This window comes from Photobacterium chitinilyticum, from assembly GCF_004104355.1.
Taxonomy (GTDB): Bacteria; Pseudomonadota; Gammaproteobacteria; order Enterobacterales; family Vibrionaceae; genus Photobacterium; species Photobacterium chitinilyticum.
In genome coordinates, this window is sequence record NZ_RJLM01000013.1 from 23,065 (window position 1) to 44,962 (window position 21,898).

Annotated in this window: 18 protein-coding genes; 9 read left to right on the top strand and 9 right to left on the bottom strand. The window is 50.4% G+C overall.

Features of this window, described 5'->3' with window-relative positions; translation table 11 throughout:
- The first annotated feature begins 251 nt into the window (after positions 1-251).
- Together pckA and EDI28_RS20960 are read left to right on the top strand one after the other, a co-directional pair.
- The gene (gene pckA, locus EDI28_RS20955) at positions 252-1,883 is read left to right on the top strand and encodes a phosphoenolpyruvate carboxykinase (ATP) (RefSeq protein WP_128785839.1); all 1,632 of its coding nucleotides are present in this window, start codon (positions 252-254) and stop codon (positions 1,881-1,883) included.
- A 216-nt stretch (positions 1,884-2,099) separates the two neighbouring features.
- Entirely contained in the window at positions 2,100-4,079 is a 1,980-nt protein-coding gene (locus tag EDI28_RS20960) for an AsmA family protein (protein WP_128785840.1), read from the top strand.
- On the opposite strand, the gene EDI28_RS20965 is transcribed toward EDI28_RS20960, so the two are convergent.
- From EDI28_RS20965 to EDI28_RS20975, 3 genes are read right to left on the bottom strand one after another with little or no spacing between them, the layout of a single operon-like run.
- Entirely contained in the window at positions 4,034-4,954 is a 921-nt protein-coding gene (locus tag EDI28_RS20965; protein WP_128785841.1) for a bifunctional GNAT family N-acetyltransferase/hotdog fold thioesterase, read from the bottom strand. The two genes, EDI28_RS20960 and EDI28_RS20965, sit on opposite strands and share 46 nt — an antisense overlap.
- Positions 4,955-4,999: 45 nt before the next feature.
- Positions 5,000-5,437, bottom strand: a complete 438-nt coding sequence (gene dtd / locus EDI28_RS20970) for a D-aminoacyl-tRNA deacylase (RefSeq protein WP_128785842.1) — start codon at positions 5,435-5,437, stop codon at positions 5,000-5,002.
- Positions 5,434-6,375, bottom strand: a complete 942-nt coding sequence (locus EDI28_RS20975) for a virulence factor BrkB family protein (protein WP_128785843.1) — start codon at positions 6,373-6,375, stop codon at positions 5,434-5,436. The genes dtd and EDI28_RS20975 overlap by 4 nt, the downstream gene beginning before the upstream one ends.
- A gap of 104 nt (positions 6,376-6,479) precedes the next feature.
- Between EDI28_RS20975 and EDI28_RS20980 the strand changes: the two genes are divergently transcribed.
- Positions 6,480-7,121: a DUF2959 domain-containing protein gene (locus EDI28_RS20980; protein WP_128785844.1), complete on the top strand. Its 642-nt coding sequence runs from the start codon at positions 6,480-6,482 to the stop codon at positions 7,119-7,121.
- Here the strand turns inward: EDI28_RS20980 and EDI28_RS20985 are convergent.
- Together EDI28_RS20985 and typA are read right to left on the bottom strand one after the other, a co-directional pair.
- On the bottom strand, positions 7,118-7,648 hold the full coding sequence (locus EDI28_RS20985) for an AAA family ATPase (protein ID WP_128785845.1): 531 nt from the start codon (positions 7,646-7,648) through the stop codon (positions 7,118-7,120). The genes EDI28_RS20980 and EDI28_RS20985 overlap by 4 nt on opposite strands.
- Before the next feature lie 92 nt (positions 7,649-7,740).
- Positions 7,741-9,570: a translational GTPase TypA gene (gene typA / locus EDI28_RS20990; RefSeq protein ID WP_128785846.1), complete on the bottom strand. Its 1,830-nt coding sequence runs from the start codon at positions 9,568-9,570 to the stop codon at positions 7,741-7,743.
- Positions 9,571-10,110: 540 nt separating this feature from the next.
- On the opposite strand from typA, the gene glnA reads away from it, so the two are divergent.
- The 6 genes from glnA (at position 10,111) to EDI28_RS27570 (ending at position 18,000) form a co-directional block, all read left to right on the top strand.
- Positions 10,111-11,520 (top strand): glutamate--ammonia ligase, encoded by a 1,410-nt coding sequence (gene glnA / locus EDI28_RS20995; protein ID WP_128785847.1) that lies wholly within the window; start codon positions 10,111-10,113, stop codon positions 11,518-11,520.
- A 131-nt stretch (positions 11,521-11,651) separates the two neighbouring features.
- Positions 11,652-12,248: a DUF4124 domain-containing protein gene (locus EDI28_RS21000; RefSeq protein WP_128785848.1), complete on the top strand. Its 597-nt coding sequence runs from the start codon at positions 11,652-11,654 to the stop codon at positions 12,246-12,248.
- 113 nt (positions 12,249-12,361) lie between these two features.
- Complete coding sequence (glnL, locus tag EDI28_RS21005; protein WP_128785849.1) at positions 12,362-13,420, top strand: nitrogen regulation protein NR(II); 1,059 nt, start codon at positions 12,362-12,364, stop codon at positions 13,418-13,420.
- Between the two features lie 48 nt (positions 13,421-13,468).
- Positions 13,469-14,884, top strand: a complete 1,416-nt coding sequence (glnG, locus tag EDI28_RS21010; protein ID WP_128785850.1) for a nitrogen regulation protein NR(I) — start codon at positions 13,469-13,471, stop codon at positions 14,882-14,884.
- A gap of 182 nt (positions 14,885-15,066) precedes the next feature.
- The gene (locus tag EDI28_RS21015; RefSeq protein WP_128785851.1) at positions 15,067-17,616 is read left to right on the top strand and encodes a bifunctional diguanylate cyclase/phosphodiesterase; all 2,550 of its coding nucleotides are present in this window, start codon (positions 15,067-15,069) and stop codon (positions 17,614-17,616) included.
- A 255-nt stretch (positions 17,617-17,871) separates the two neighbouring features.
- Positions 17,872-18,000 (top strand): hypothetical protein, encoded by a 129-nt coding sequence (locus tag EDI28_RS27570; protein ID WP_267900014.1) that lies wholly within the window; start codon positions 17,872-17,874, stop codon positions 17,998-18,000.
- Between the two features lie 151 nt (positions 18,001-18,151).
- On the opposite strand, the gene hemN is transcribed toward EDI28_RS27570, so the two are convergent.
- From hemN to EDI28_RS21035, 4 genes are all read right to left on the bottom strand, one after another.
- Complete coding sequence (gene hemN / locus EDI28_RS21020) at positions 18,152-19,525, bottom strand: oxygen-independent coproporphyrinogen III oxidase (RefSeq protein ID WP_128785852.1); 1,374 nt, start codon at positions 19,523-19,525, stop codon at positions 18,152-18,154.
- 184 nt (positions 19,526-19,709) lie between these two features.
- A complete protein-coding gene (locus EDI28_RS21025) occupies positions 19,710-20,210 on the bottom strand; it encodes a DUF2489 domain-containing protein (RefSeq protein WP_128785853.1) in 501 nt (166 codons plus the stop codon).
- A 3-nt stretch (positions 20,211-20,213) separates the two neighbouring features.
- Positions 20,214-20,795, bottom strand: a complete 582-nt coding sequence (gene yihI / locus EDI28_RS21030) for a Der GTPase-activating protein YihI (RefSeq protein WP_128785854.1) — start codon at positions 20,793-20,795, stop codon at positions 20,214-20,216.
- Positions 20,795-21,436 carry a class I SAM-dependent methyltransferase gene (locus EDI28_RS21035; RefSeq protein WP_128785904.1) on the bottom strand — a complete coding sequence of 214 codons (642 nt, stop codon included), beginning with the start codon at positions 21,434-21,436 and terminating at the stop codon, positions 20,795-20,797. Before EDI28_RS21035 ends, yihI begins: the two co-directional genes overlap by 1 nt.
- Positions 21,437-21,898: the final 462 nt, after the last annotated feature.

Genomic DNA, 21,898 nt, shown 5'->3' on the forward strand with positions numbered 1-21,898 from the left:
GAAGCACACTTTTCCCCGCCTGATTGAAACTCAATAACACGCTAAATGCCGCTTTTTTCAAGAGAAATATTAATTTTGGGATCTGGCGCAAACGCTTCACATCACTGTAAAATCAACACCTACAAAACCCTTGAAACTTTTACTTAGCTGTAACTTTTTAATGGTTAATTTTTGATAAACCTCCCTGAATTACCCCTTTAGGGTTGCTAGCATGGTCAACAGTTAAACAACATCTTACCCTAGGAGCACCTATGACTGTCATGAACGTCGAGAAAAAGGTTGCAAAAAATATGGACCTGTCTAAATACGGTATCAGCAATGTTACAGAAATTGTTCGTAACCCTTCTTACGAAGTACTGTTCGAAGAAGAGACAAAGCCAGGGCTAGAAGGATATGAAAAAGGTATCGTAACAGAGCTGGGCGCCGTTTCTGTTGACACCGGTATTTTCACCGGCCGCTCACCAAAAGATAAGTTCATTGTTAAAGATGACACCACCAAGGATACCCTATGGTGGTCAGACCAAGGCAAAAACGATAATAAGAGTATTGGTCTTGGAGCGTGGAACGATCTGAAAGAACTTGTCACCGATCAGCTATCGGGCAAACGCCTGTTTGTGATTGATGGCTACTGTGGCACCAACCCAGATACTCGACTATGCATTCGTGTTATCACAGAAGTGGCCTGGCAGGCACACTTCGTGAAGAACATGTTTATCCGTCCAAGCGAAGATGAGCTGGAAACATTCGAGCCAGACTTCGTCGTAATGAACGGCGCGAAGTGCACGAACCAGAAATGGGAAGAGCACGATATGAACTCCGAAAACTTTACCGTTTTCAACCTTACCGAAAAAATGCAGCTGATTGGCGGTACTTGGTATGGCGGCGAAATGAAAAAAGGTATGTTCGCGATGATGAACTACTTCCTGCCGCTAAAAGACATTGCCTCAATGCACTGCTCTGCAAACATGGGTGAAAACGGCGATGTAGCTGTATTCTTCGGCCTATCTGGTACCGGTAAAACAACCCTGTCTACGGATCCTAAGCGTGCCCTAATTGGTGATGACGAACACGGCTGGGATGACAACGGCGTGTTCAACTTCGAAGGCGGCTGCTACGCGAAGACCATCAACCTGTCGAAAGAGGCCGAGCCCGATATCTACAATGCTATCCGCCGTGATGCACTGCTAGAAAACGTGACTGTTCGTGCAGATGGCGCTATTGACTTCGACGATAACTCGAAGACCGAAAATACCCGCGTCTCTTACCCAATTTACCACATCGAGAACATCGTCAAGCCTGTATCGAAAGGCGGTCATGCTAACAAGGTGATCTTCCTGTCTGCAGATGCATTCGGCGTACTGCCTCCAGTGTCCAAACTGACTCCGGAACAAACCAAGTACCACTTCCTGTCTGGCTTTACAGCCAAACTAGCCGGTACTGAGCGCGGTATCACCGAGCCAACACCAACGTTCTCGGCATGTTTCGGTAATGCCTTCCTGACATTGCACCCAACCAAGTATGCAGAAGTACTGGTGAAGCGCATGGAAGCTGCAGGTGCTGAAGCCTACCTCGTCAACACAGGCTGGAACGGTACAGGCAAGCGTATCTCAATCCAGGATACCCGCGGTATTATCGATGCGATCCTTGATGGCTCTATCGACAAAGCTGAAACCAAGCACGTGCCGATCTTCAATATGGAAGTACCGACAGCACTGCCAGGTGTTGATCCGTCAATCCTTGACCCTCGCGACACCTACACCGATCCACTACAGTGGGAAAGCAAGGCAAAAGACTTGGCCGAACGCTTCATCAACAACTTCGACAAGTACACTGACAATGACGAAGGTGCCTCACTCGTTGCAGCCGGTCCGCAACTAGACTAACGCAACAAATCGCTCCCGATTGCCTAAGCCCCTCCGAGGAGGGGCTTCTTTATTTGTATTAACTCAAGATAACCATCTGAAATTTACAGGTATAAACAAACTGTTCCTACTTGCAGTACGGGTGTTTTTCCGTCAATCTGAAGCGCAGTACCAAGCTGATAGCGCACTAATTAGATCAGATTCTTGTCCAGTTTGGTATAACCATAGGAGGGTTCAATGCGTCTAGCCGGGAAACTTATCGCTACCTTTATCGTCTTGTTAATGCTTGGCTTTACGATATTATGCACCCTGCTCCACACTCAGTACGCAACAGCCATTCTCAGCCACGGTATCAACACCCTCAGCCCTTATTCATTCAGTGCTCGCCATATTGGCTATACGATTACCGACCTCTGGCATCTCACCATCGAACAACCCCATATCAGCTTCCAGCAACAGCCTCTGTTTCAGGCCAAACAACTGGAACTCTGGTTCAAACCAGCCAAACTGCTTTATCCCGGCTGGTATTTTGATTCGATATTAGTGGAAGGGCTCGACCTGTCTCCGGACACACCGCTCCCCACTTTGCCGCTGATCAGCAGCGACCGCCTGGCCCTGACCAGTTTCAACCTGACTTCACCTGAACTGATCCTGCGTGACAGCCAGCTTCAGCTTGATAACTGGCGCAACCAAGCACAATCATGGGGGCTGTTTTCGGGTAACTTTCAGCTCTCAGCCAAAGAGCTACGCTGGCAAGAACTCGCATTGCATGATGTGTTATTCGACGGGAGTCGTAGCGATCAGCATTGGAAATGCTACGGGTTTTCATTTAACTGGCAACAAGCCAGCGTCAGTGGCCAGGCAGAATACCTAGCAACAGCGCAGACGGCAGAAACCATACTGCTACACCAACTGACAATTTCCGGTCTTCAGCTACAAGATAGCGAGCTAATCAATACACTACAGTCACACCTCGGCCAGTTGCTCAAACCATCGGTCAAGCTCGATATTCGACGCCTTGATATTCTAGACAGCAGTATTGAACGACCAGACTACACTATCAACGATGGCAACCTGTCATTGCACAACTGGAGCTGGCCAGCTAGCCTTTGGCATCAGCGCAATGCCTTTCTCTCCCTTGGCGCGAGCAGTGTCCGGTGGAAAAATACCGTGATCGATGAACCGTTGGTCGAGCTCGCCTTTTCCCCGCAACAAATTAACATTGAAGGAATGTCAGCCAACCTCCTTAGTGGCTATGTCCAAACTGACGGGACAATCACCCCGGATACACTGGCCCTTAACCAATTGACCATTAACGGTATCAAATGGTTTCTTCCCGAGCAGTGGCTGATTCAGCTGCATAATACCAGTCGCTATTTCAACAATATCAGCCTGACAACCCTTGATATCGGCTATACCCAACTTACAGCTCCACACCCCCAGCTTCCCTTTCAGCTGTCTGGGATCAATGCCAGCGGTCATGACCTGGTTCTTAAACGCCGGGGACAAACAGGCCTATGGCAGGGCAAATTGATGGCCAGTGCCGGGTTTGCCAGCGTCAATAGCATTGCGATGATAGAACCATTCATAGAGATGAACAGCCAGGCCGGCCTATGGCAGCTGACAAAGCTGCTGATCCCGTTTCGAAATGGGTTACTGGAAACGACAGGCACGCTGGATCTCAATCGCGAGGGCCAGCCCTGGCAGCTTGCACTGACGGCCGACAGTATGCCTGCCAATGTCTTGCCGAGGTGGTTGCAGCTGCCACTGCCGATCAGCGGTGTCATGGATATTGATCTGACAGCCAGTGGACTGGGCCAACACGCGACCGGACTGGCCTACAGCCTCGAGGGGGAGTTAAAGGGAAGCTTTCGCCAGCTACAGCTGGACAAACGGACGACGGCTCAGCTCTGGCAGCAATGGAGCCAGCAGAACATGGCAGCTTTGGCGATACAGCAAACTGAGGGCCAAAGTTATAGCCCGCTAACAGCTTCTCCCCTTGCTATCAGAGCCAGTCGTGGCCGGATAACCATCGAGCCTGTTTTGTTGAAGGGGGATGATTTTACTGCCACCCTTCAAGGCCAGTGGGACCTGGCCAGGCCAGCCAAGCAATTACTCCAGCTGCAGGCAACACAGGGATGCCAAATACTCAGCAGGCATTGGAACGGTGATCAGCAACAGCTCTCGCTGTCATCCTGTGACGGCAGCAGCATATAAGTACCGGTAAACGTTGAAGCCAGCTGCTCACCACTGTATACGCTCACCTCTACGACCACCCGACCTTTTCGGCCACTGGCAAGCCGGTCCAGATCGCCGCTAAGGCTCTCGACCGAGGCAACTGCGCGAGGGCGCTCTTTAACTGGGGCGACATAACGGATATGACTGTCAGCCAACACGATATCGGCTTCCAGCTTGCGCTCTTTCAGCAACATCCAGACAAACCCCCAGCCAGCCAGTGTCGCCATGGTAAAAATACTGCCGGCAAACATACTCTCGCTAGGATTCAGGTTGGCATTGATAAGGGCGCTGACTTCAAAGCGGTAGCCAGTATACTGGCTAATTCTAACGCCCATCTTTTCACTGATCGGGATCTGGCACTGCCACAGATCCTGAAGCTCCTGACACCAGTCGGGATGGCGCACCACCTCGTTCAGCGGCTTCAGGTGCTTCAGCATTTGCTGGTGCCTAACCGGTCCGCGCTCTTCGCTCAGCTCGCCCTGACTGGCAAAGTCATTGCGCAGATAGAACGTAATTGCATCTTCCCGAGCATTACAGACCAGTCGCTTGGCGCCTTCCTGGCGTGCCAGCGACTCCAGCGCCATCAGCACCAGTGCCCCCATCCCTTTATGCCGGTATTCCGGATGCACGGCCATAAAACGGATCTGGCCATCATTGTCCGGGGTCATATACAGCCGGCCAATCGCAATCGCCTCCCCGCTATCATTGACGATCATTCGATGGCAACCTAGCTCATCATAGGCATCTCGCTCCGAGCCCACCGGCATGTGCCACGGTTCGCGCAGCATCCGCCAGCGAAAATCATAATACTTTGCCAGTTCATCATCTGTTTGTGGGGTGATCAGTCGAAACATGCAATCCTTCTCCAACATTCCTTGGTCGGTGAGTGTTATCCGCACCTATACCTGTAACCAGAAAGTCACCGGGCCGTCATTCAGCAATGCCACCTTCATATCGGCAGCAAAAATACCTGTTTCCGTTTTAATCTCTTTGGCCTTACAGCTTTCGACAAAATAATCGTACAGACGTTCCGCATCTACAGGAGCGGCTCCGGCAGAAAAACTCGGGCGCATTCCACTCTTGGTATCGGCCGCAAGGGTAAACTGGGATACGACCAACACGCCGCCACCAGCCTGCTGGACATTCAGGTTCATTTTACCGGCTTCGTCTTCAAAAACACGGTAACCAAGCACCTTATCACGTAAACGTTGCGCTTTTGCTTCATCGTCACCTTTCTCTACGCCCAGCAACACCAGCAGGCCTTTACCTATGGTTCCGGCCACCTGCCCCTCGACAGTAACACTGGCTTCACTTACACGTTGAATAAGCGCAATCATTCTTTAGGCTCCTTGAGTTCACTTTTTACATCATTTAGCTGACTTGCAGACAGATCTTGCGGTAATGCTGTTTCAGACACCGCCGGCTGCCAGTGTACACGTTCTCCTAGGCTGGCGGTAATTTCCGCCCCCAGCAACACAATACACCAACACAAATACACCCAGACAAACAGGATCGGAATCACCGCCAGGGCACCGTAAATCACCTGATAGGAAGGAAAATTGGTAATGTAGAGAGCAAAGCCTTTTTTGCTCAATTCAAACAGCATACTGGCAATAATGGCACCGACCAATGCGTGGCGAAAGCGCACCTTGGTATTGGGCACCAGCAAATACAGGCCCAAGAAGGCGCTGCTGGACATGAGCACCGGCAACCCGCGCAGAGTCTGTTGAAACACCCCGCTAACGGCCTCGCTGTCGAGCAAATTGAGCGAGCCTAGATACGAGCTGACAGCAATACTCGTTCCCACCAGAATTGGTCCCAGGGTCAGAACCATCCAGTAGATTGAAAACGAGATCACCGGACGGCGTTTTTCATGTACCCGCCAGATATAATTCAATGATTTATCGATGGACGAGATCAGCATCAGCGCCACCACGAACAATGCCGCGATCCCGACGGCAGTCATCTTGCCGGCATTGGCAACAAACTCATTGAGGTACTGCTTGACCACTTCACCGGCTGCCGGCACGAAATTTTCAATCACAAAATTTTGGAGCACTTCGCCAAGACCGGCAAACACCGGAAAGCTCGATAGTGCAGATAACACCACAGTCAGCAACGGCACCAGCGACAACAAAGTCACATAGGCCATCGAACCTGCCGCAACGGTCAGGCGATCGTGACCGATCCGCCGGTGGAGGTACTTCAGATAGGCAATGCCGGTAAACAAAGACTGCCGCCATTTCCACTTGCCAGTTATCTTTTTGTCAGCCATATTCAGTTTGTTTTATTTATCTGTTTTTATAGTCAAAATAGTTGGTTTAGAGGACGATGGCAACTCAGAGGTCACTCGCAACACCAACTGGTTAGGAGCCTGTTATGCCTTATTTGCTTGTCGCAATGCTCAGCTTCACTCTTTTGTCCGGGTGCCAGAGTGCCTATTATTCTGCCATGGAAACCGTCGGCGTCCACAAGCGTGAAATTATGGTCGATAGAGTCGAGGAAGCAACTGAAGCACAGCAGGATGCCCAGCAGCAGTTCACCAGTGCCCTAGAAGCGCTCAAGGCACTGAACCAGTTTGACGGCGGAGAGCTAGAAACCACCTACAACGCCATCAATGACCAGTATGAAGCCAGCTCCGATGCAGCAGAGAAAGTCAGCAGCCGCATCGCCGCTATCGAAGATGTTGCCGATGCCCTATTTGACGAATGGCAGGATGAGCTGTCGTTATATACCAGCAGCAACCTCAAACGCGAGAGCGAGAGGAGGCTCAACAGCACCAAAGCCTCTTACCGGCAGATGCTTGGCGCCATGCACAAGGCCGAGCAAAAAATGACCCCGGTACTCAATACCCTGCGTGATAATACCCTGTACCTGAAGCATAACCTGAATGCAGCCGCCATTGGTTCACTTCAGGGCGAATTCAATTCGTTGCAGCGTGACATCCAACGGGCAATTACCGATATGCAGACGGCCATTGCCGAATCAGAACGCTTTATCGCCCAACTAAAAAAGGCCTAACCCTGCTTTAACCGGGTCTGCATCCAGCAGGCCCGCTCTTCCACACTGCCCCACGGCACTTCTTCGACCCGGTAGCCCAGAGCCAAGTACGTTTCAGTCAATTGTTGATGAATTTGCTCCGCCTCGGCAAAGCTGTGCGGGCGCTCCTCGTCCTGCACATAGATGTTGCGATTCGGGGCACAGAAAAACACAGTCGGATAATAGCCTGCCGCAGCTTCAAGATAGTGTTCTGCCACAGGCTCACCACCGATTGTCAGGTAGGCGCAGATGTCCCCGATAGCCCGGTCAACAACAGCCGGTATCGTGCCTTTACTGGCCTGACAGCGTTGCTCAGTCATCATTTCAAGACACAACTCGGCAAAAGCGGGTAGATCCGTCCAGGGCAACACCCCCTGTTCCAACTGCGACTGCTGCTGGATCAGCGTACGGGAGACTTCCGGAAACACCAGATAGCCTTTTTTTCCCATCGCGTTCAGCAGGGTTGTTTTCCCCGCCCCCGGGCCACCAGTGATAATAATAGGCTGCATATCGTTATTCTTTTGATTTTATAGGGCTCAGATACAACAATCCCCCCATGGTAGCACCGATGGGGGGATTGGTTAACGGAAGCAGTTAGCAGTTACTTCGCTGTACGGCTTGCACGCTTACGATCGTTTTCAGTAAGTAGCTTCTTACGGATACGAATGCTCAGTGGCGTAACTTCTACCAGTTCGTCATCATCGATAAACTCTAGCGCTTGCTCTAGCGTGTACTTGATTGCAGGAGAAAGCGTTTGTGCTTCATCAGTACCAGATGCACGAACGTTAGTTAGCTGCTTACCTTTCAGGCAGTTAACTGTCAGATCGTTCGAACGGTTATGAATACCAATTACTTGACCTTCATAAACTTCATCTGCGTGTTCAGTAAACAGACGACCACGCTCCTGCAGGTTGAACAGTGCGTACGTCAGTGCTTTACCTGTTGCGTTCGAGATAAGAACACCGTTGTTACGCTGACCGATTGTACCGCCTTTGTGAGGACCGTAGTGATCAAACGAATGGTAAATCAGACCAGAACCAGACGTTAGTGTCATAAATTCAGTCTGGAAACCGATAAGGCCACGAGAAGGCATCATGAAGTCCATGCGAACACGACCTTTACCATCAGGTGCCATATCAGTCAGCTCACCTTTACGCAGGCCGATATTTTCCATGATACCGCCCTGGTGCTCTTCCACCACGTCGATAGTCACGACTTCAAACGGTTCCATTAGCTGACCATCTTCTTCTTTGATGATAACTTCTGGACGCGATACAGCTAGCTCGAAACCTTCACGACGCATGTTTTCGATCAGAATAGACAGGTGAAGCTCACCACGACCTGAAACACGGAATTTGTCTGGGTCTTCAGTTTCTTCAACACGTAGTGCTACGTTATGAACAAGCTCTTTTTGAAGACGCTCAAGGATGTTACGTGAAGTAACAAACTTACCTTCTTTACCTGCGAACGGAGATGTGTTCACCTGGAAAGTCATGGTTACTGTTGGTTCATCAACAGAAAGAGCAGGTAGCGCTTCAACTTCGTTGACGTCACAGATTGTGTCAGAGATTTTCAGCTCGCCAAGACCGGTAATCGCGATGATATCGCCAGCCTTTGCTTCTTCAACTTCGTGACGCTCAAGACCAAGGTAGCCAAGAACCGTACCGACTTTACCGTTGCGTTTCTTACCTTCAGCATTGATGATTGTCACTTGCTGGTTTGGCTTCACAGAGCCACGAGCGATACGCGCAACACCGATAACACCCACGTAAGAGCTGTAGTCTAGCTGAGAAACCTGCATCTGCAGTGAGCCTTCAACGTCAACACTTGGTGGCGCAACATTATCAACAACGGCTTGGAATAGCGGTTCCATATCTTCGCCAGTAACACCTTCTTCAAGCGTTGCCCAGCCATTCAGCGCAGAAGCATAAACAACAGTAAAGTCTAGCTGCTCATCAGTCGCGCCAAGGTTATCAAACAGGTCAAACACCTGATCCATCACCCACTCAGGACGTGCGCCCGGGCGGTCAATTTTGTTGATAACAACGATTGGCTTCAGGCCGTATGCGAATGCTTTTTGCGTTACGAAGCGCGTCTGTGGCATAGGACCATCAACGGCATCTACAATAAGAAGCACAGAGTCAACCATCGACATGATACGCTCAACTTCACCACCGAAATCGGCGTGTCCTGGGGTATCTACGATGTTGATGTGGTAATCATTCCAGTTAATCGCAGTGTTCTTAGCAAGAATGGTAATGCCACGCTCTTTCTCGATATCGTTAGAGTCCATTACACGCTCTTCGCTTTCGCCGCGAGATTCTAGCGTGCCTGACTGCTGAAGCAGTTTGTCAACCAGGGTAGTTTTACCGTGGTCAACGTGAGCAATAATTGCGATATTTCTTAATTTATCGATCTGTTGATTAGACATGGATTTCACATTCACTCAGAACATGCAGCGACCATCGGGTTGCTACTTGGTTAAAAAAACGGCTCATAATCTAACAGATTTTACGCTAAAACCCACGTAATATGTGATTTATATCACCAGCTTTTTTAATTAATTCCGTGAAGCCAGATTCCACAAGGGAATTAGCGGCCGATTGCCATCCATTATATGGCACTATTTTTCCCTTTTTGCACCATATCGTTACCATTGAAAAGTAGAGTTCAACCCAATTTTTAAGCGTAGTTATACAGTCATCCGATTGACAATAGACTTGCGTAGGCCAATAGTAGAGGGCGCACCAATATTGTGAAATGAACCCGATTTGCACCAAAATGGTGCAGCACATCACCATAATAGTGCAAAAAATGGAATTACATAGCCTCAATTGACGCTAAATGGGCGATTTTGGGGCTTTAAAAAGTTGGCACAGTTCTCGCAAAGATTCTTTTAGCTGAACAAGATACCTGTTCATCACTTATTTTTGCGGCCAGTTGCCCAATCTAACACCGGAGGTTACTCAAGATGTCAGTAGAAAACGTACTAGCGCTGATCCAGGAAAATGAAGTTAAGTTTGTTGACCTACGCTTTACCGACACCAAAGGTAAAGAGCAGCACATCTCTATCCCAGCTCACCAGATCGATGCTGATTTCTTTGAAGAAGGCAAAATGTTCGATGGCTCTTCGGTTGCTGGCTGGAAAGGTATCAACGAATCAGACATGGTTATGATGCCCGACGCAGCAAGTGCGGTACTAGACCCGTTTACTGAAGATGCAACCCTGAACATTCGCTGTGACATCCTAGAACCTGCGACAATGCAAGGCTACGACCGTGACCCACGCTCAATCGCCAAGCGCGCCGAAGAGTTCATGCGTGCAACTGGCGTCGCAGACACGGTTCTGGTTGGCCCTGAACCTGAATTCTTCCTATTCGACGATGTGAAGTTCAACACTGATATGTCAGGGTCTTTCTTCAAGATTGACGATGTGGAAGCAGCTTGGAATACGGGTTCTGAATTCGAAGGCGGTAACAAAGGCCACCGTCCAGGCGTTAAAGGGGGTTACTTCCCGGTCGCACCAGTCGATTCGTCACAAGACATCCGTTCAGCTATGTGTCTGATCATGGAAGAAATGGGGCTGGTTGTTGAAGCACACCACCACGAAGTAGCGACCGCTGGTCAGAATGAGATCGCAACTCGATTCAATACGCTTACAACCAAAGCTGATGAAATCCAAATCTACAAATATGTAGTCCATAACGTTGCACACGCATTTGGCAAAACGGCAACCTTCATGCCAAAACCACTCGTGGGCGATAACGGCTCCGGTATGCACGTTCATATGTCTCTGGGTAAAGATGGCCAGAACCTGTTTGCAGGTGACAAGTACGGCGGCCTGTCTGAAATGGCGCTTTACTACATCGGCGGTATCATCAAGCACGCACGTGCCATCAACGCCTTTGCCAACCCAGCAACAAACTCGTACAAGCGTCTTGTTCCGGGTTTCGAAGCACCAGTTATGCTGGCCTACTCGGCACGTAACCGTTCAGCGTCTATCCGTATTCCTGTGGTACCAAGCCCGAAAGCACGTCGTATCGAAGTTCGCTTCGGTGATCCGGCAGCTAACCCATACCTGGCATTCGCAGCAATGCTAATGGCAGGCCTTGATGGTATCCAGAACAAGATCCACCCAGGCGAAGCGATGGATAAGGACTTGTATGACCTGCCAGCAGAAGAAGCAGCTGAAATCCCAACAGTTGCTGAATCGCTACAGGGCGCCCTACAGAGCCTGAACGAAGATCGTGAGTTCCTAACTGCTGGCGGTGTATTCTCTGATGACTTCCTCGATTCTTACATCGACCTAAAATCTCAGGACGTAGTGAAAGTTAACATGACGACTCACCCGCTTGAGTTTGATCTTTACTATTCAGTATAAGTAATTAACACATTACTTAATAATTAAGATTTAGGCCTGCTTCACAAGCAGGCCTTTTTGATCTTGTTCTCTCACCGGAAGCTGAAACACTCATAGTCAGACTATGATCAACCGCCCCCTAACGAAACCCCATGAAGCATACTCCTTATCTGCGACTCGCTATCATCTCTTTGGCCGGACTGACCACAGCGACATGCCTGCAGGCCACCCCGATATATACCTGGGAGGATGACCAAGGGATCACGCATTTCTCTGATCAACCCAGATCCGGTGCCGCCAGGGTTGAACTCAATATCCTGCCAGCCATTGAATCCGAATCTCACAAGAGCTTACCGGTAACGCCATCCGACAAGACTGCCTCCGGCAGCACTGAAGCTACCGAGTTCCGGGACACTCAGACCGCCCAGGCAGCCACGACCATCCGTCTGCTATCGCCACTCGACCAACAGACTCTCCGCGACAATGAGGGAATAATCAATGTCTCTGTCGCCACCACCCAACAGCTGGATAAAGACCACAGTACCCAGCTGCTACTCGATGGGACGCGATATGGCCAACCACAAACCCAGCTCAACTGGCGCTTGAGCAATGTCGATCGCGGCAGCCATACCCTGCAAGCCCAGATACTCAATAACGGCAAGGTTATTGCATCGTCAGAGGTAATCACTGTTTACCTACATCGTGCTTCATTGCTCCAGCGCAAGCCACCAACGGTTAAGCCCAAGTAAAACAGAGCAAGCGCGATTTTCCGTTCACGATGCGGGGCAGACAGGTTACACTTGATTGCACCAATTTGGTGCGCCACCTATTCACTGCACCAAAGTGAACAGGTAATACAAGGATGACAATCGTGACAGCCTCTTTTACCCCCCTGATCCTGGACAATTTGGTCACCGCGATATTGCTGCTCGACGAAGGATTGACTATTCGTTATGTCAATCCGGCCGCAGAGCAACTGCTATCGTTCAGCAAGCGTCGCCTCAACAATGCCCGCTTTCCGGACTTACTGCAGCATTCATCACTCGACCTCGGTCTGATCCAAGACACGCTACAAAGCGGCCAGGGACTGGCAGACAGTGATGTCACCTTTGTGATAGACGGCAGACATTACACCCTTGAGGTTAATGCCAGCCCGCTTTCATGGCAGAAAGAGCTGCTGATCCTGCTGGAACTCAAGCCTATCGATCAACAGCGGCGGATCAGCCAAGAGCTCAGCCAGCACGCCCAGCAGCAGGCAGCCAAGGAGCTGGTTCGGGGGCTGGCCCATGAAATCAAGAACCCACTCGGAGGGCTGCGGGGAGCTGCCCAGCTGCTGGAAAAAACGCTACCGGATCCCAGCTATACCGAATATACCCAGATGATTATCGAACAGGCAGATCGGCTGCGTAACCTGGTCGACCGACTGCTCGGTCCGCAGCGCCCGGGATCGCGTCAGGTAGATAATATTCATGTGGTGTTAGAAAAAGTCCGCCAGCTAGTCGCGATTGACAGCGGCAGCAACATTCAGCTCCACCGCGATTACGATCCGAGCCTGCCTGATTTCACGATGGATCCGGAGCAGCTAGAACAAGCCATACTCAATATAGTCAGCAATGCTGCCCAGGCATTGCAGCAGCATGACGGCGGGAATATTATCCTGAAAACCCGTACTGCCCACCAAACGCTGATCCATGGTAAACGCTACCGTATCGCCGCCAAGGTCGACATTATTGACGACGGGCCGGGGATCCCCGGCGATATCCAGGACACCCTGTTCTACCCCATGGTAACAGGCCGGGAAGGAGGAACCGGGCTTGGGCTGTCAATTGCCCAGAACCTGATCGATCAACATCAAGGTAAAATCGAAGTTGTCAGCTGGCCGGGCCATACCAAGTTCACCATTTATCTCCCGATTAAATAATGGGTAGCAGACACATCACCGATGAACGATAACAAGAGAGGACGTGATATGAGCAAAGGATTAATTTGGGTTGTCGACGATGACAGCTCAATTCGCTGGGTATTAGAACGAACCCTCAATGCGGCCGGATTAAAATGTGAAACCTTTGCCAACGCTGACAGTGTCATTGAGTCACTGGAGCGAAGTGTACCCGATGTACTGGTCTCCGATATTCGGATGCCGGGGATGGACGGGCTAACCTTGCTCAAATCGCTGCAACAGGACTATCCAGCCCTGCCGGTGATTATCATGACGGCCCATTCAGATCTTGATGCTGCGGTTAATGCCTACCAGGAAGGTGCTTTCGAGTACCTGCCCAAGCCATTTGATATTGATGAAGCCGTCACCCTCGTAGAGCGAGCAGTTACCCATAGCCAGGAACAAAAGCGCCAGCAACAGCCTGAGCAGGAAGAAAAAAGTGCACCAGAAATCATCGGCGAGGCACCTGCCATGCAGGAGGTCTTCCGCGCCATCGGCCGTCTATCACGCTCTTCCATCTCGGTGCTTATCAATGGTGAGTCCGGTACCGGTAAAGAGCTGGTTGCCCATGCTCTGCACCGCCACAGTCCACGGAGCCACAAAGAATTCATTGCCCTCAATATGGCTGCTATCCCGAAAGATCTGATCGAGTCTGAGCTGTTCGGCCACGAGAAGGGGGCATTTACCGGGGCCAACAGCGTCCGTCAGGGACGCTTCGAGCAAGCCAACGGCGGTACATTGTTTCTTGATGAAATCGGTGACATGCCGCTAGATATCCAGACTCGCCTACTCAGGGTACTGGCAGACGGCCAGTTCTACCGGGTTGGTGGTCACTCGCCGGTCAATGTCGACGTCCGGATCATTGCAGCGACTCATCAAGACTTGGAGCGACTGGTCACCAACGGTGATTTCCGGGAAGATTTGTTCCACCGCCTCAATGTGATCCGGGTTCACCTTCCGGCACTCAAAGACCGTCGTCAGGATATACCACAGCTTACCCGTCATTTTCTCCAGCGTGCATCTGATGAACTCGGTGTCGAGGTAAAAACCCTCCACCCGACAACAGAAACAACTCTGACCGAGCTCGGCTGGCCAGGTAACGTCCGTCAACTGGAAAATACCTGTCGCTGGTTAACAGTCATGGCGAGCGGTAACGAAATTCTACCATCGGATCTTCCGCCAGAACTGCTGACAAGCGACATTCGAACAGAGACCAACAACAGTCATGGACACTGGCACCACGCTCTCGAGCAATGGGCACGGGACACGCTGCAGCAGGGTAATCAGAACCTACTGGGAGAAGCGTTGCCAGAATTTGAGAAAATCCTGCTGGAAACCGCCCTGGAGCATACACACGGCCATAAGCAGGAAGCCGCCAGGCTGCTCGGTTGGGGTCGCAATACTTTGACCAGAAAACTAAAAGAACTCAACGTCGCGGCAGATTGAGCAACATATAATTAACACAGCATGGGGGCATTCAAGCCTCGACTGGCTTGCCCCCATCGACTGACCTCTCAATTTAGCGGCATGGATATAACATTCCTGAAAAGAACATTTGCATGTTCTTTCAATTTACATGACTATCAGAAGACAATAATTACAGTACGACGTTTCTACTATCATACGCCATGCTTAAGACTCGCCAGCTAACGCTACGTTTAGCGGTAATGGTACCGTTTACCTCATTATTGCTGTTGACTGTTGGCGTGATCACCTTCGCCCAGCAAAATAGCTATGAACGCATGTTGGCCGAAGTCAGCGGTAAACTGTTGAGCTCCTATACCCGAAGCATAAGCAATGATTTACGTCTTTTCCTGGGCGATCCGTTCAATACCAATCTAACCATTGCCGACAGTATTCAACGTCACCAGCTATACCAGCCACCTCGGTTAACAGGCCTTGAAGCATACCTAAAAGACGCCATATCGACGCTGTATGTCCACCAGCCGCAAATATCCACTATCGGCTTTGGCAGTGAAGACAAATATTTTGTTGGGTTTCGTAAAAAAAACCGACATCAACTTTCCCTCCTACTCAAAGATCGTCGTACTGACAACGAACTCCATATTTATACCGGCTCGACACACTTTGGCACCACCACCCATAGGATCAGTGCATACGATCCAACCCTGCGCCCCTGGTACCAACCTTTTGCCCGCAGCCTCACCCCTGGCTGGGCAGATGTTTATACCAACCAGGACGAAACTCACACGCTGACCATATCTGCTGTCAGCCCGGTTATTGACGACAACAATACGTTGCTCGGGGTGATGGTGACGGATATTAACCTCAACTACATCAACAGTTTCCTGCAAAGAGAGAGTCGTGACTTTTCGGGCAGCACGTACATTGTCGATGATGAAGGCAAGCTTATTGCCAGTTCGGTTCTGCCGCCGGAAGAGCAACCGGCGACCCAACTACCTCAACCAGATTCCCTGATCGCTGCCAGCCAAAAATTTATAGCTCAAACTCAGTTAGCGCTCACCAACATTGGTACCGAGTTTGAGTTTGAACACGACAACACACGCTACTTCAGCCGTATGACCCCCTATCAGGACGAATACAACCTCAAGTGGAACATTGTCGTTATCATGCCCGAGGAAGATCTGCTGGGGCAGCTTCCGGAGCATCAAAAATCGGGCTTGCTGGCGGCGGCACTCCTTGCCGGTTGCGGGCTCTTGATCGGCCTGCTGGTGTTGAACAAGCTTACCCAACCGATCATCGACATCGCCCGGGCCTCGCAAAAAATCACCGAAAACAACTGGAATGTTGACATCCGCCCGGGGATCAAACTCCACGAAACCGATCAGTTAACGCAAGCGTTCAAAGCCATGTCTGCCCGCCTTCAGCATTCATTTAACTCTCTGCGCAAGCTGGTGCTCTATGACAATCTGACAGGGCTATTGAGCCGGGAGGGCATCACAGAAGCAACGGTAAGTCCGCACACAAACCAGCACGCGACCCTGATGATTATTGGCCTGAAAGCCTTCAGCCACATCAACGACAGTATCGGCCACCTCAATGGTGACCAGCTTCTGGTCCTTATCGCCCGTCGCCTTGAAAAAGACCTGCCGGATACATCCCTGCTAAGCCGAGTAGGCAGGGATGAGTTTGCCGTGTTTATTCCCGGTCTCGAGACACATGATAATGCCGAGTTAATCGCAGGCCAGCTGCTTGCGCCTTTCTCTTTCCCTTTCATCGTCAACGGAGTAGAGGTTATGGTCTCTGCCAGTATCGGGGCGGTACAGGGTGTATTACCACAAGACGGCATGGCCGAGTGGCTGCGTAATGCCAGCCTGGCCCTCAACAAAGCCAAAACACAGGAAGATAAACCGGTTCACTATTTCGAGCCCCGAATGCTTGAGGCCTCCCTTGAAAAAACCCGGCTGGCTGCCGAGATCAACCGGGCGCTGGAACATAACGAACTCGAAGTCCATTTCCAGCCTCTCATTGATTTGGCAAGTGAGACACCCTGCGGTGCCGAGGCATTGGTACGCTGGCGTAGCCCAACCCGTGGCCTTGTGCCCCCGATCCAGTTTATCCCCCTAGCGGAAGAAAACGGGATGATCATCGAGATGGGCCAGCAAATCCTGCGCATGGCATGCCAACAAACCAGCCAGATGATCGCGCAGCAACATTGGCCACAAACCTTTATGCTCCATGTCAATCTGTCCGTTCGCCAGCTGCTGCAGGCCAATTTTGTCGAGCAGCTAGAAAATATCCTTACTGAGTCAGGTTTGCCGGCAGCCAACCTCACCCTGGAAATCACCGAGTCCCGGCTGATCAGCCAACCGCAGCAGGCAACCGAAACCCTGCAGCACCTCCGCCAGCTCGGCGTTCATATTGCCATTGATGATTTCGGTACCGGTTACTCCTCACTGGCCTATCTCACCCAGCTACCTTTTGATAGCCTTAAAATCGATCGTTCGTTCGTCAACCAAATGACCGAAAGCAGCAACTACACCCCGGTGATTGCCGCCATCATTACCCTGGCCGAGAACTTTAACGCCGATGTTGTCGCGGAAGGGGTTGAAACCAAGGAACAAGCCGAGCAGCTGAAGTTACTCGGTTGCCGCTATGCCCAGGGGTTTTACTATGCCAAACCTCAACCACTGAGCGAATGGCCAACAGCTCAGGAAAGCATCAGCCGAGTTTCTGCCGATATGGACAATGGTTAGCACTAACTACTCTGATTGTAATTACCGCCTTACTTAGCAAATAATATTGGTCTGGTCGATATTTCCTGCTCGCTTTTTGAGCAAAAACAATTCCCTTCTGGCCGATATTGCGTAGAATACGCCCACTTTAAAGCCAAACTGCACCTGCTCAGCTCACTCTGACTAGAGCATTCTTGCTTTAAAAGCGGGATAGAACAGTACGCTGCTTTATACCATCCGCTATAACATCAACAATAACTCCGTGGGAATACCACCATGCTGGAAAGTATTATCTCATTCAGTGTGACTATACCAGCCGTCAGTGAACTCGCAGCCAATGGCCCTGGCCATTTTGCAGCTGGCGTGCTGGCGTTGATAGCCACCGTCAATATGTTTAGCAGCTAAGTAGGCTGTTATACCAATATCTGTCTTGCAACAGGTGGGGATTGGTAAATACAGAAAGCCCCCGAAACCAAGGCCTGAAACCTTAGTCACGGGGGCTTTGTATTATACTCAAGCGATCTCAAGATACTTGGGTATATTCATCCCAGAGGAATTATATCACTCGGGAAAACTGCTGCTGGCGCGCACGATCGCGAAGGTATTTATCAAAGCACATGCAAATATTGCGGATCAACAGGCGACCTCTCAGCTCCACCTGGATGAAACGTTCATCAACGGTCACCAGCTCGTCATTAATAAAAGTCTGCAGCAATTCCAAATCTTCGGCAAAGTAAGTTTTAAAATCCAGATCAAAGCGCTGCTCGATATCAGTCATATCCAGCTGGAAGTTACAAATCAGCGCTTTAATGACTTCACGACGCAACAGATCATCCGCATCTAGTGAGACACCTTTCCAAAGCGCTTCACGCTTGTCCGTCACGCTGGCATAGTATTTTTTCAGCTCTTTCTGATTTTGTGCGTAGCAGTCACCAATCATCGAAATTGCCGACACACCCAGCCCTAGCAGATCACAGTCACCCTGGGTGGTATAGCCCTGGAAGTTACGATGCAGTATCCCGTTTCGCTGCGCCACGGCCAGCTCATCATCCGGCAGCGCAAAATGATCCATACCGATAAACTGATAGCCAACTCCCGTCAGGGTTGCAATGGTATCTTGCAAAATAGCCAGCTTCTCTTTCGCTGCCGGTAAATCAGCCTCGTTGATTTTACGCTGCGCAGCAAACAATTTTGGCATGTGGGCATAATTGAAAATCGATAGTCGTCCCGGCTTCAGGGTCAATACCTGCTCAAGCGTTTTGGCAAACAGCTCACGGTTCTGTTTCGGCAGGCCATAGATCAAATCCAGGTTGGTCGAACGGAAGCCCAGCTCTTTTGCCCGCTCTACCATGGCAAAAATGAATTCTTCATCCTGCTCACGGTTGACCAGTTTCTGCACTTCCTTGTTAAAGTCCTGCACGCCAATGCTCAGACGGTTAAACCCTTCTGCACGCAGGTGATCGAGCATATCGAGGTCAATTTCTCGCGGATCCACCTCAATACTGATTTCAGCATCTGAAGCGAAGTTAAACAGCTCACGCAGTAAGCCCATCAGACGGCTTACTTGCGGCTTGGTAAGGAACGTCGGAGTTCCTCCCCCCCAGTGTAATTGGCTTACATTACGCTCCCCCAGCAGTGCGGCGCGCTGGCGGATCTCCTGCTCTAGGACATCAAGATACTGATCAGCCTTGTGTTGATGGCGAGTAATGATTTTATTGCATCCGCAGTAATAGCACAGCTTGTGGCAAAACGGGATATGGACATACAGTGAAAGGTTGCGATCAGGGTATTGCGCACACGCCATATCAAATTCCGCCGGCGTAAAGGCTTCATGAAACTCAAGGGCGGTCGGGTATGAGGTATAGCGGGGGCCTGAGTAATTATATTTTTCTATCAGTGCCTGATCCCAAATAATCTGCTCATGTGACATGACATATTTCCACTAGTGGTCTGGGGGATAAATTGCGAATGCCAAGTTTGCCATAACTTGGTAAAGATGTAGATATTTTACTTTTTACAGATAACTGAAATGATGACTAGCTCAGATATTGCCTTGGCTATTAGTCAGAAGCCTCACCCATCTGATAGCTTCAGTATAGATGAGGCCTGTCATTCTAATAAACGCTTGGCGTGATCCCGGCTTTCAGCGTCAGAACCACATCCAGCTCGCACTTGATGTCGGCAAGCAAACGAGCTTCAGCTTTCATCCGGCGTAAATCCAGCTCCATCCGTTCTTTCTTCTGCAGAGCCTTTCTAGCATCGCCGCGCGGCATGTCTTTCACGACATGATACAACTCGTTCATCGCCGGATACTGGCTGGCAAAATCAACCTGTCGATCGCCCTGAAGCACTTCCATCAGCTTATAGAGACGGATGGCCACTTCTGACATATCGCACTGATCCTGCTTGCCGGCTTCGGCAATAATGAGCACACTCTCCATAATATTGCTATTGCGCTCTTGAATTTTCTCGGCCTGCTGAAGGTTTGTCCGCTCCAGAAAGGCTTTATGACGTGCATTTTGCTGGTACAGTTTAAACAATAAGTAGCCGGCATACATTGCCAGTACGGCAACAATACTGCCAGCCAGTCCTAACCAAAGCGTCATATCCTGCAACGATTACTCCTTATCGGACGAGCTCTCGCCTGAGTCCTCAAAAGGGTTCTCAAATGAGCCAAAATCCGAGTTTTCAAACTGCTCAAGCAAATCATCATCAGAAGAGATACCTGCTACCGGTGCAAAGCCATCAGCGGCTTCAGGTACATTGTCTTCCAGCAGACCCAGCTGGTTCATTAGCTGCTCGATACGATCCAGCTTCTGATCAACCTGCTTCTGCAGGCCAGCTCCTAGGTTTTCACCCGCTTCGATACGGTCAAGCAACACCATCAGCTGTGCATCGTTTTCCAGCATCGCCAGTTCCTGCTCGGCACTCAGGCGGCGCTCTTTCTTGGTTGTCGGCTTCTTGGCCTCAACAATCAGGGCGACCGGCTTCTTGCTGCCGTGGCGCGGATCTTTGCGTTTCGCCTGTGCTCTCGCATCTTCTGTCTGGACAGCCGAGTGACGGCTACCAGACTTCAGGCCTTTGCGCTTTTTGTCTTTCTGACGCTTACGCGCTTCTAGATCTGCTCTAGTCGTTGATTTTTGAGAATATTCTGCAGGACCTTCCGATCCTGGTGTACGGGTTCTTTTCTTACGGGTCATTACTGGGTTTTCCTCAGCAAAATTACATCATTTCCAACAAACTCGACTTTCAGGCCATCGCGCTTTGCCAGATAGCGAAAAGTCTCGCGGCTGAAAAAGCTCACGTGGGTTGGATCGTTCTTGTAATGCCATTGCACAAAGGCATCTGCATCTGTTGCTAACTTGGTCATGATCCCTAGCCATCCGCCAGGTTTCACCATATCTGTTAGCAGCCTCCATTCCTTCGCAGGCGTATAAAAGTGTTCAATTGCTTCTGTACAGGTGACAAAGTCATACTGCCTATCCAGTACGGCAGAGACATCGGCAAAATACGGATCATATATAGCCATATTATACCCCATCTCTGCCAGCATCACGGACAGAGTCGGTCCCGGGCCACTGCCAAAATCCAGTCCGGAGCACGGTGACGCTCCCAGCCGCTCAACCAGCGGTTGGGCAAGGCGGTTCAGAAAACCACGATAGCCCTGATCGTCAGGGTTATTTTCATGCTGATCGTAGACCGCTTTTTCATCTTCCGGTGACAACAGCGCCTCAGGATCCGCAAAGATCAGCGCGCAAGCCTGGCAGCGAAAATACACCCGTCGCTTGTCTTGGTGAAAAGCATCGGCCGACTGGCTACTGCATAACGGGCAGAGTTGCATGACGAACTGTCTCCTATTAACCAAAATGCTACACAGCACATATGGCAATTTGGCGTAAAATGAAGCCGGGTATAATAGCAGATTCGATCGAGAAATGTGCACTTTCGCACCAGATAGGCAAGGGCCAGAAGGGGCGTTGTAGAAAAGAAAAAAGCGACAGGTAATCACCTGTCGCTCTATGGGGTCGCCATTGCTGGCTTTGATCCTGTCTAGTCTGTCCTTAACCAGTATATAAACATCCCGGTCTGACAATAGTCCTTTTGTTATTAATGCTTTCCCTGCCAACGTTGCTTGTTCTTCATCATCCTGATGAATTTTTACCGTCCGTGCCACTATTCCCTGTAACGTCGATCATTCCCTGACCGGCTTATCCATAAAGCTGTTGTCATCCTGACAACACAATTCACCATCCCTGTGGGTACACTTTCCCTCGCGCACCGTATTCTTCAGGCTACTTGCCTA

Bases quoted from the DNA above. Each gene is read 5' to 3' on its own strand.
- EDI28_RS21035 (WP_128785904.1), bottom strand. From the start codon at position 21,436: ATGCAACTCTGCCCGTTATGCAGTAGCCAGTCGGCCGATGCTTTTCAC.
- pckA (WP_128785839.1), top strand. From the start codon at position 252: ATGACTGTCATGAACGTCGAGAAAAAGGTTGCAAAAAATATGGACCTG.
- glnA (WP_128785847.1), top strand. From the start codon at position 10,111: ATGTCAGTAGAAAACGTACTAGCGCTGATCCAGGAAAATGAAGTTAAG.
- hemN (WP_128785852.1), bottom strand. From the start codon at position 19,525: ATGTCACATGAGCAGATTATTTGGGATCAGGCACTGATAGAAAAATAT.
- yihI (WP_128785854.1), bottom strand. From the start codon at position 20,795: ATGACCCGTAAGAAAAGAACCCGTACACCAGGATCGGAAGGTCCTGCA.
- glnL (WP_128785849.1), top strand. From the start codon at position 12,362: ATGACAATCGTGACAGCCTCTTTTACCCCCCTGATCCTGGACAATTTG.
- typA (WP_128785846.1), bottom strand. From the start codon at position 9,570: ATGTCTAATCAACAGATCGATAAATTAAGAAATATCGCAATTATTGCT.
- dtd (WP_128785842.1), bottom strand. From the start codon at position 5,437: ATGATTGCGCTTATTCAACGTGTAAGTGAAGCCAGTGTTACTGTCGAG.
- EDI28_RS21015 (WP_128785851.1), top strand. From the start codon at position 15,067: ATGCTTAAGACTCGCCAGCTAACGCTACGTTTAGCGGTAATGGTACCG.
- EDI28_RS21000 (WP_128785848.1), top strand. From the start codon at position 11,652: ATGAAGCATACTCCTTATCTGCGACTCGCTATCATCTCTTTGGCCGGA.
- EDI28_RS20985 (WP_128785845.1), bottom strand. From the start codon at position 7,648: ATGCAGCCTATTATTATCACTGGTGGCCCGGGGGCGGGGAAAACAACC.
- glnG (WP_128785850.1), top strand. From the start codon at position 13,469: ATGAGCAAAGGATTAATTTGGGTTGTCGACGATGACAGCTCAATTCGC.
- EDI28_RS20975 (WP_128785843.1), bottom strand. From the start codon at position 6,375: ATGGCTGACAAAAAGATAACTGGCAAGTGGAAATGGCGGCAGTCTTTG.
- EDI28_RS20960 (WP_128785840.1), top strand. From the start codon at position 2,100: ATGCGTCTAGCCGGGAAACTTATCGCTACCTTTATCGTCTTGTTAATG.
- EDI28_RS20965 (WP_128785841.1), bottom strand. From the start codon at position 4,954: ATGTTTCGACTGATCACCCCACAAACAGATGATGAACTGGCAAAGTAT.
- EDI28_RS20980 (WP_128785844.1), top strand. From the start codon at position 6,480: ATGCCTTATTTGCTTGTCGCAATGCTCAGCTTCACTCTTTTGTCCGGG.
- EDI28_RS27570 (WP_267900014.1), top strand. From the start codon at position 17,872: ATGCTGGAAAGTATTATCTCATTCAGTGTGACTATACCAGCCGTCAGT.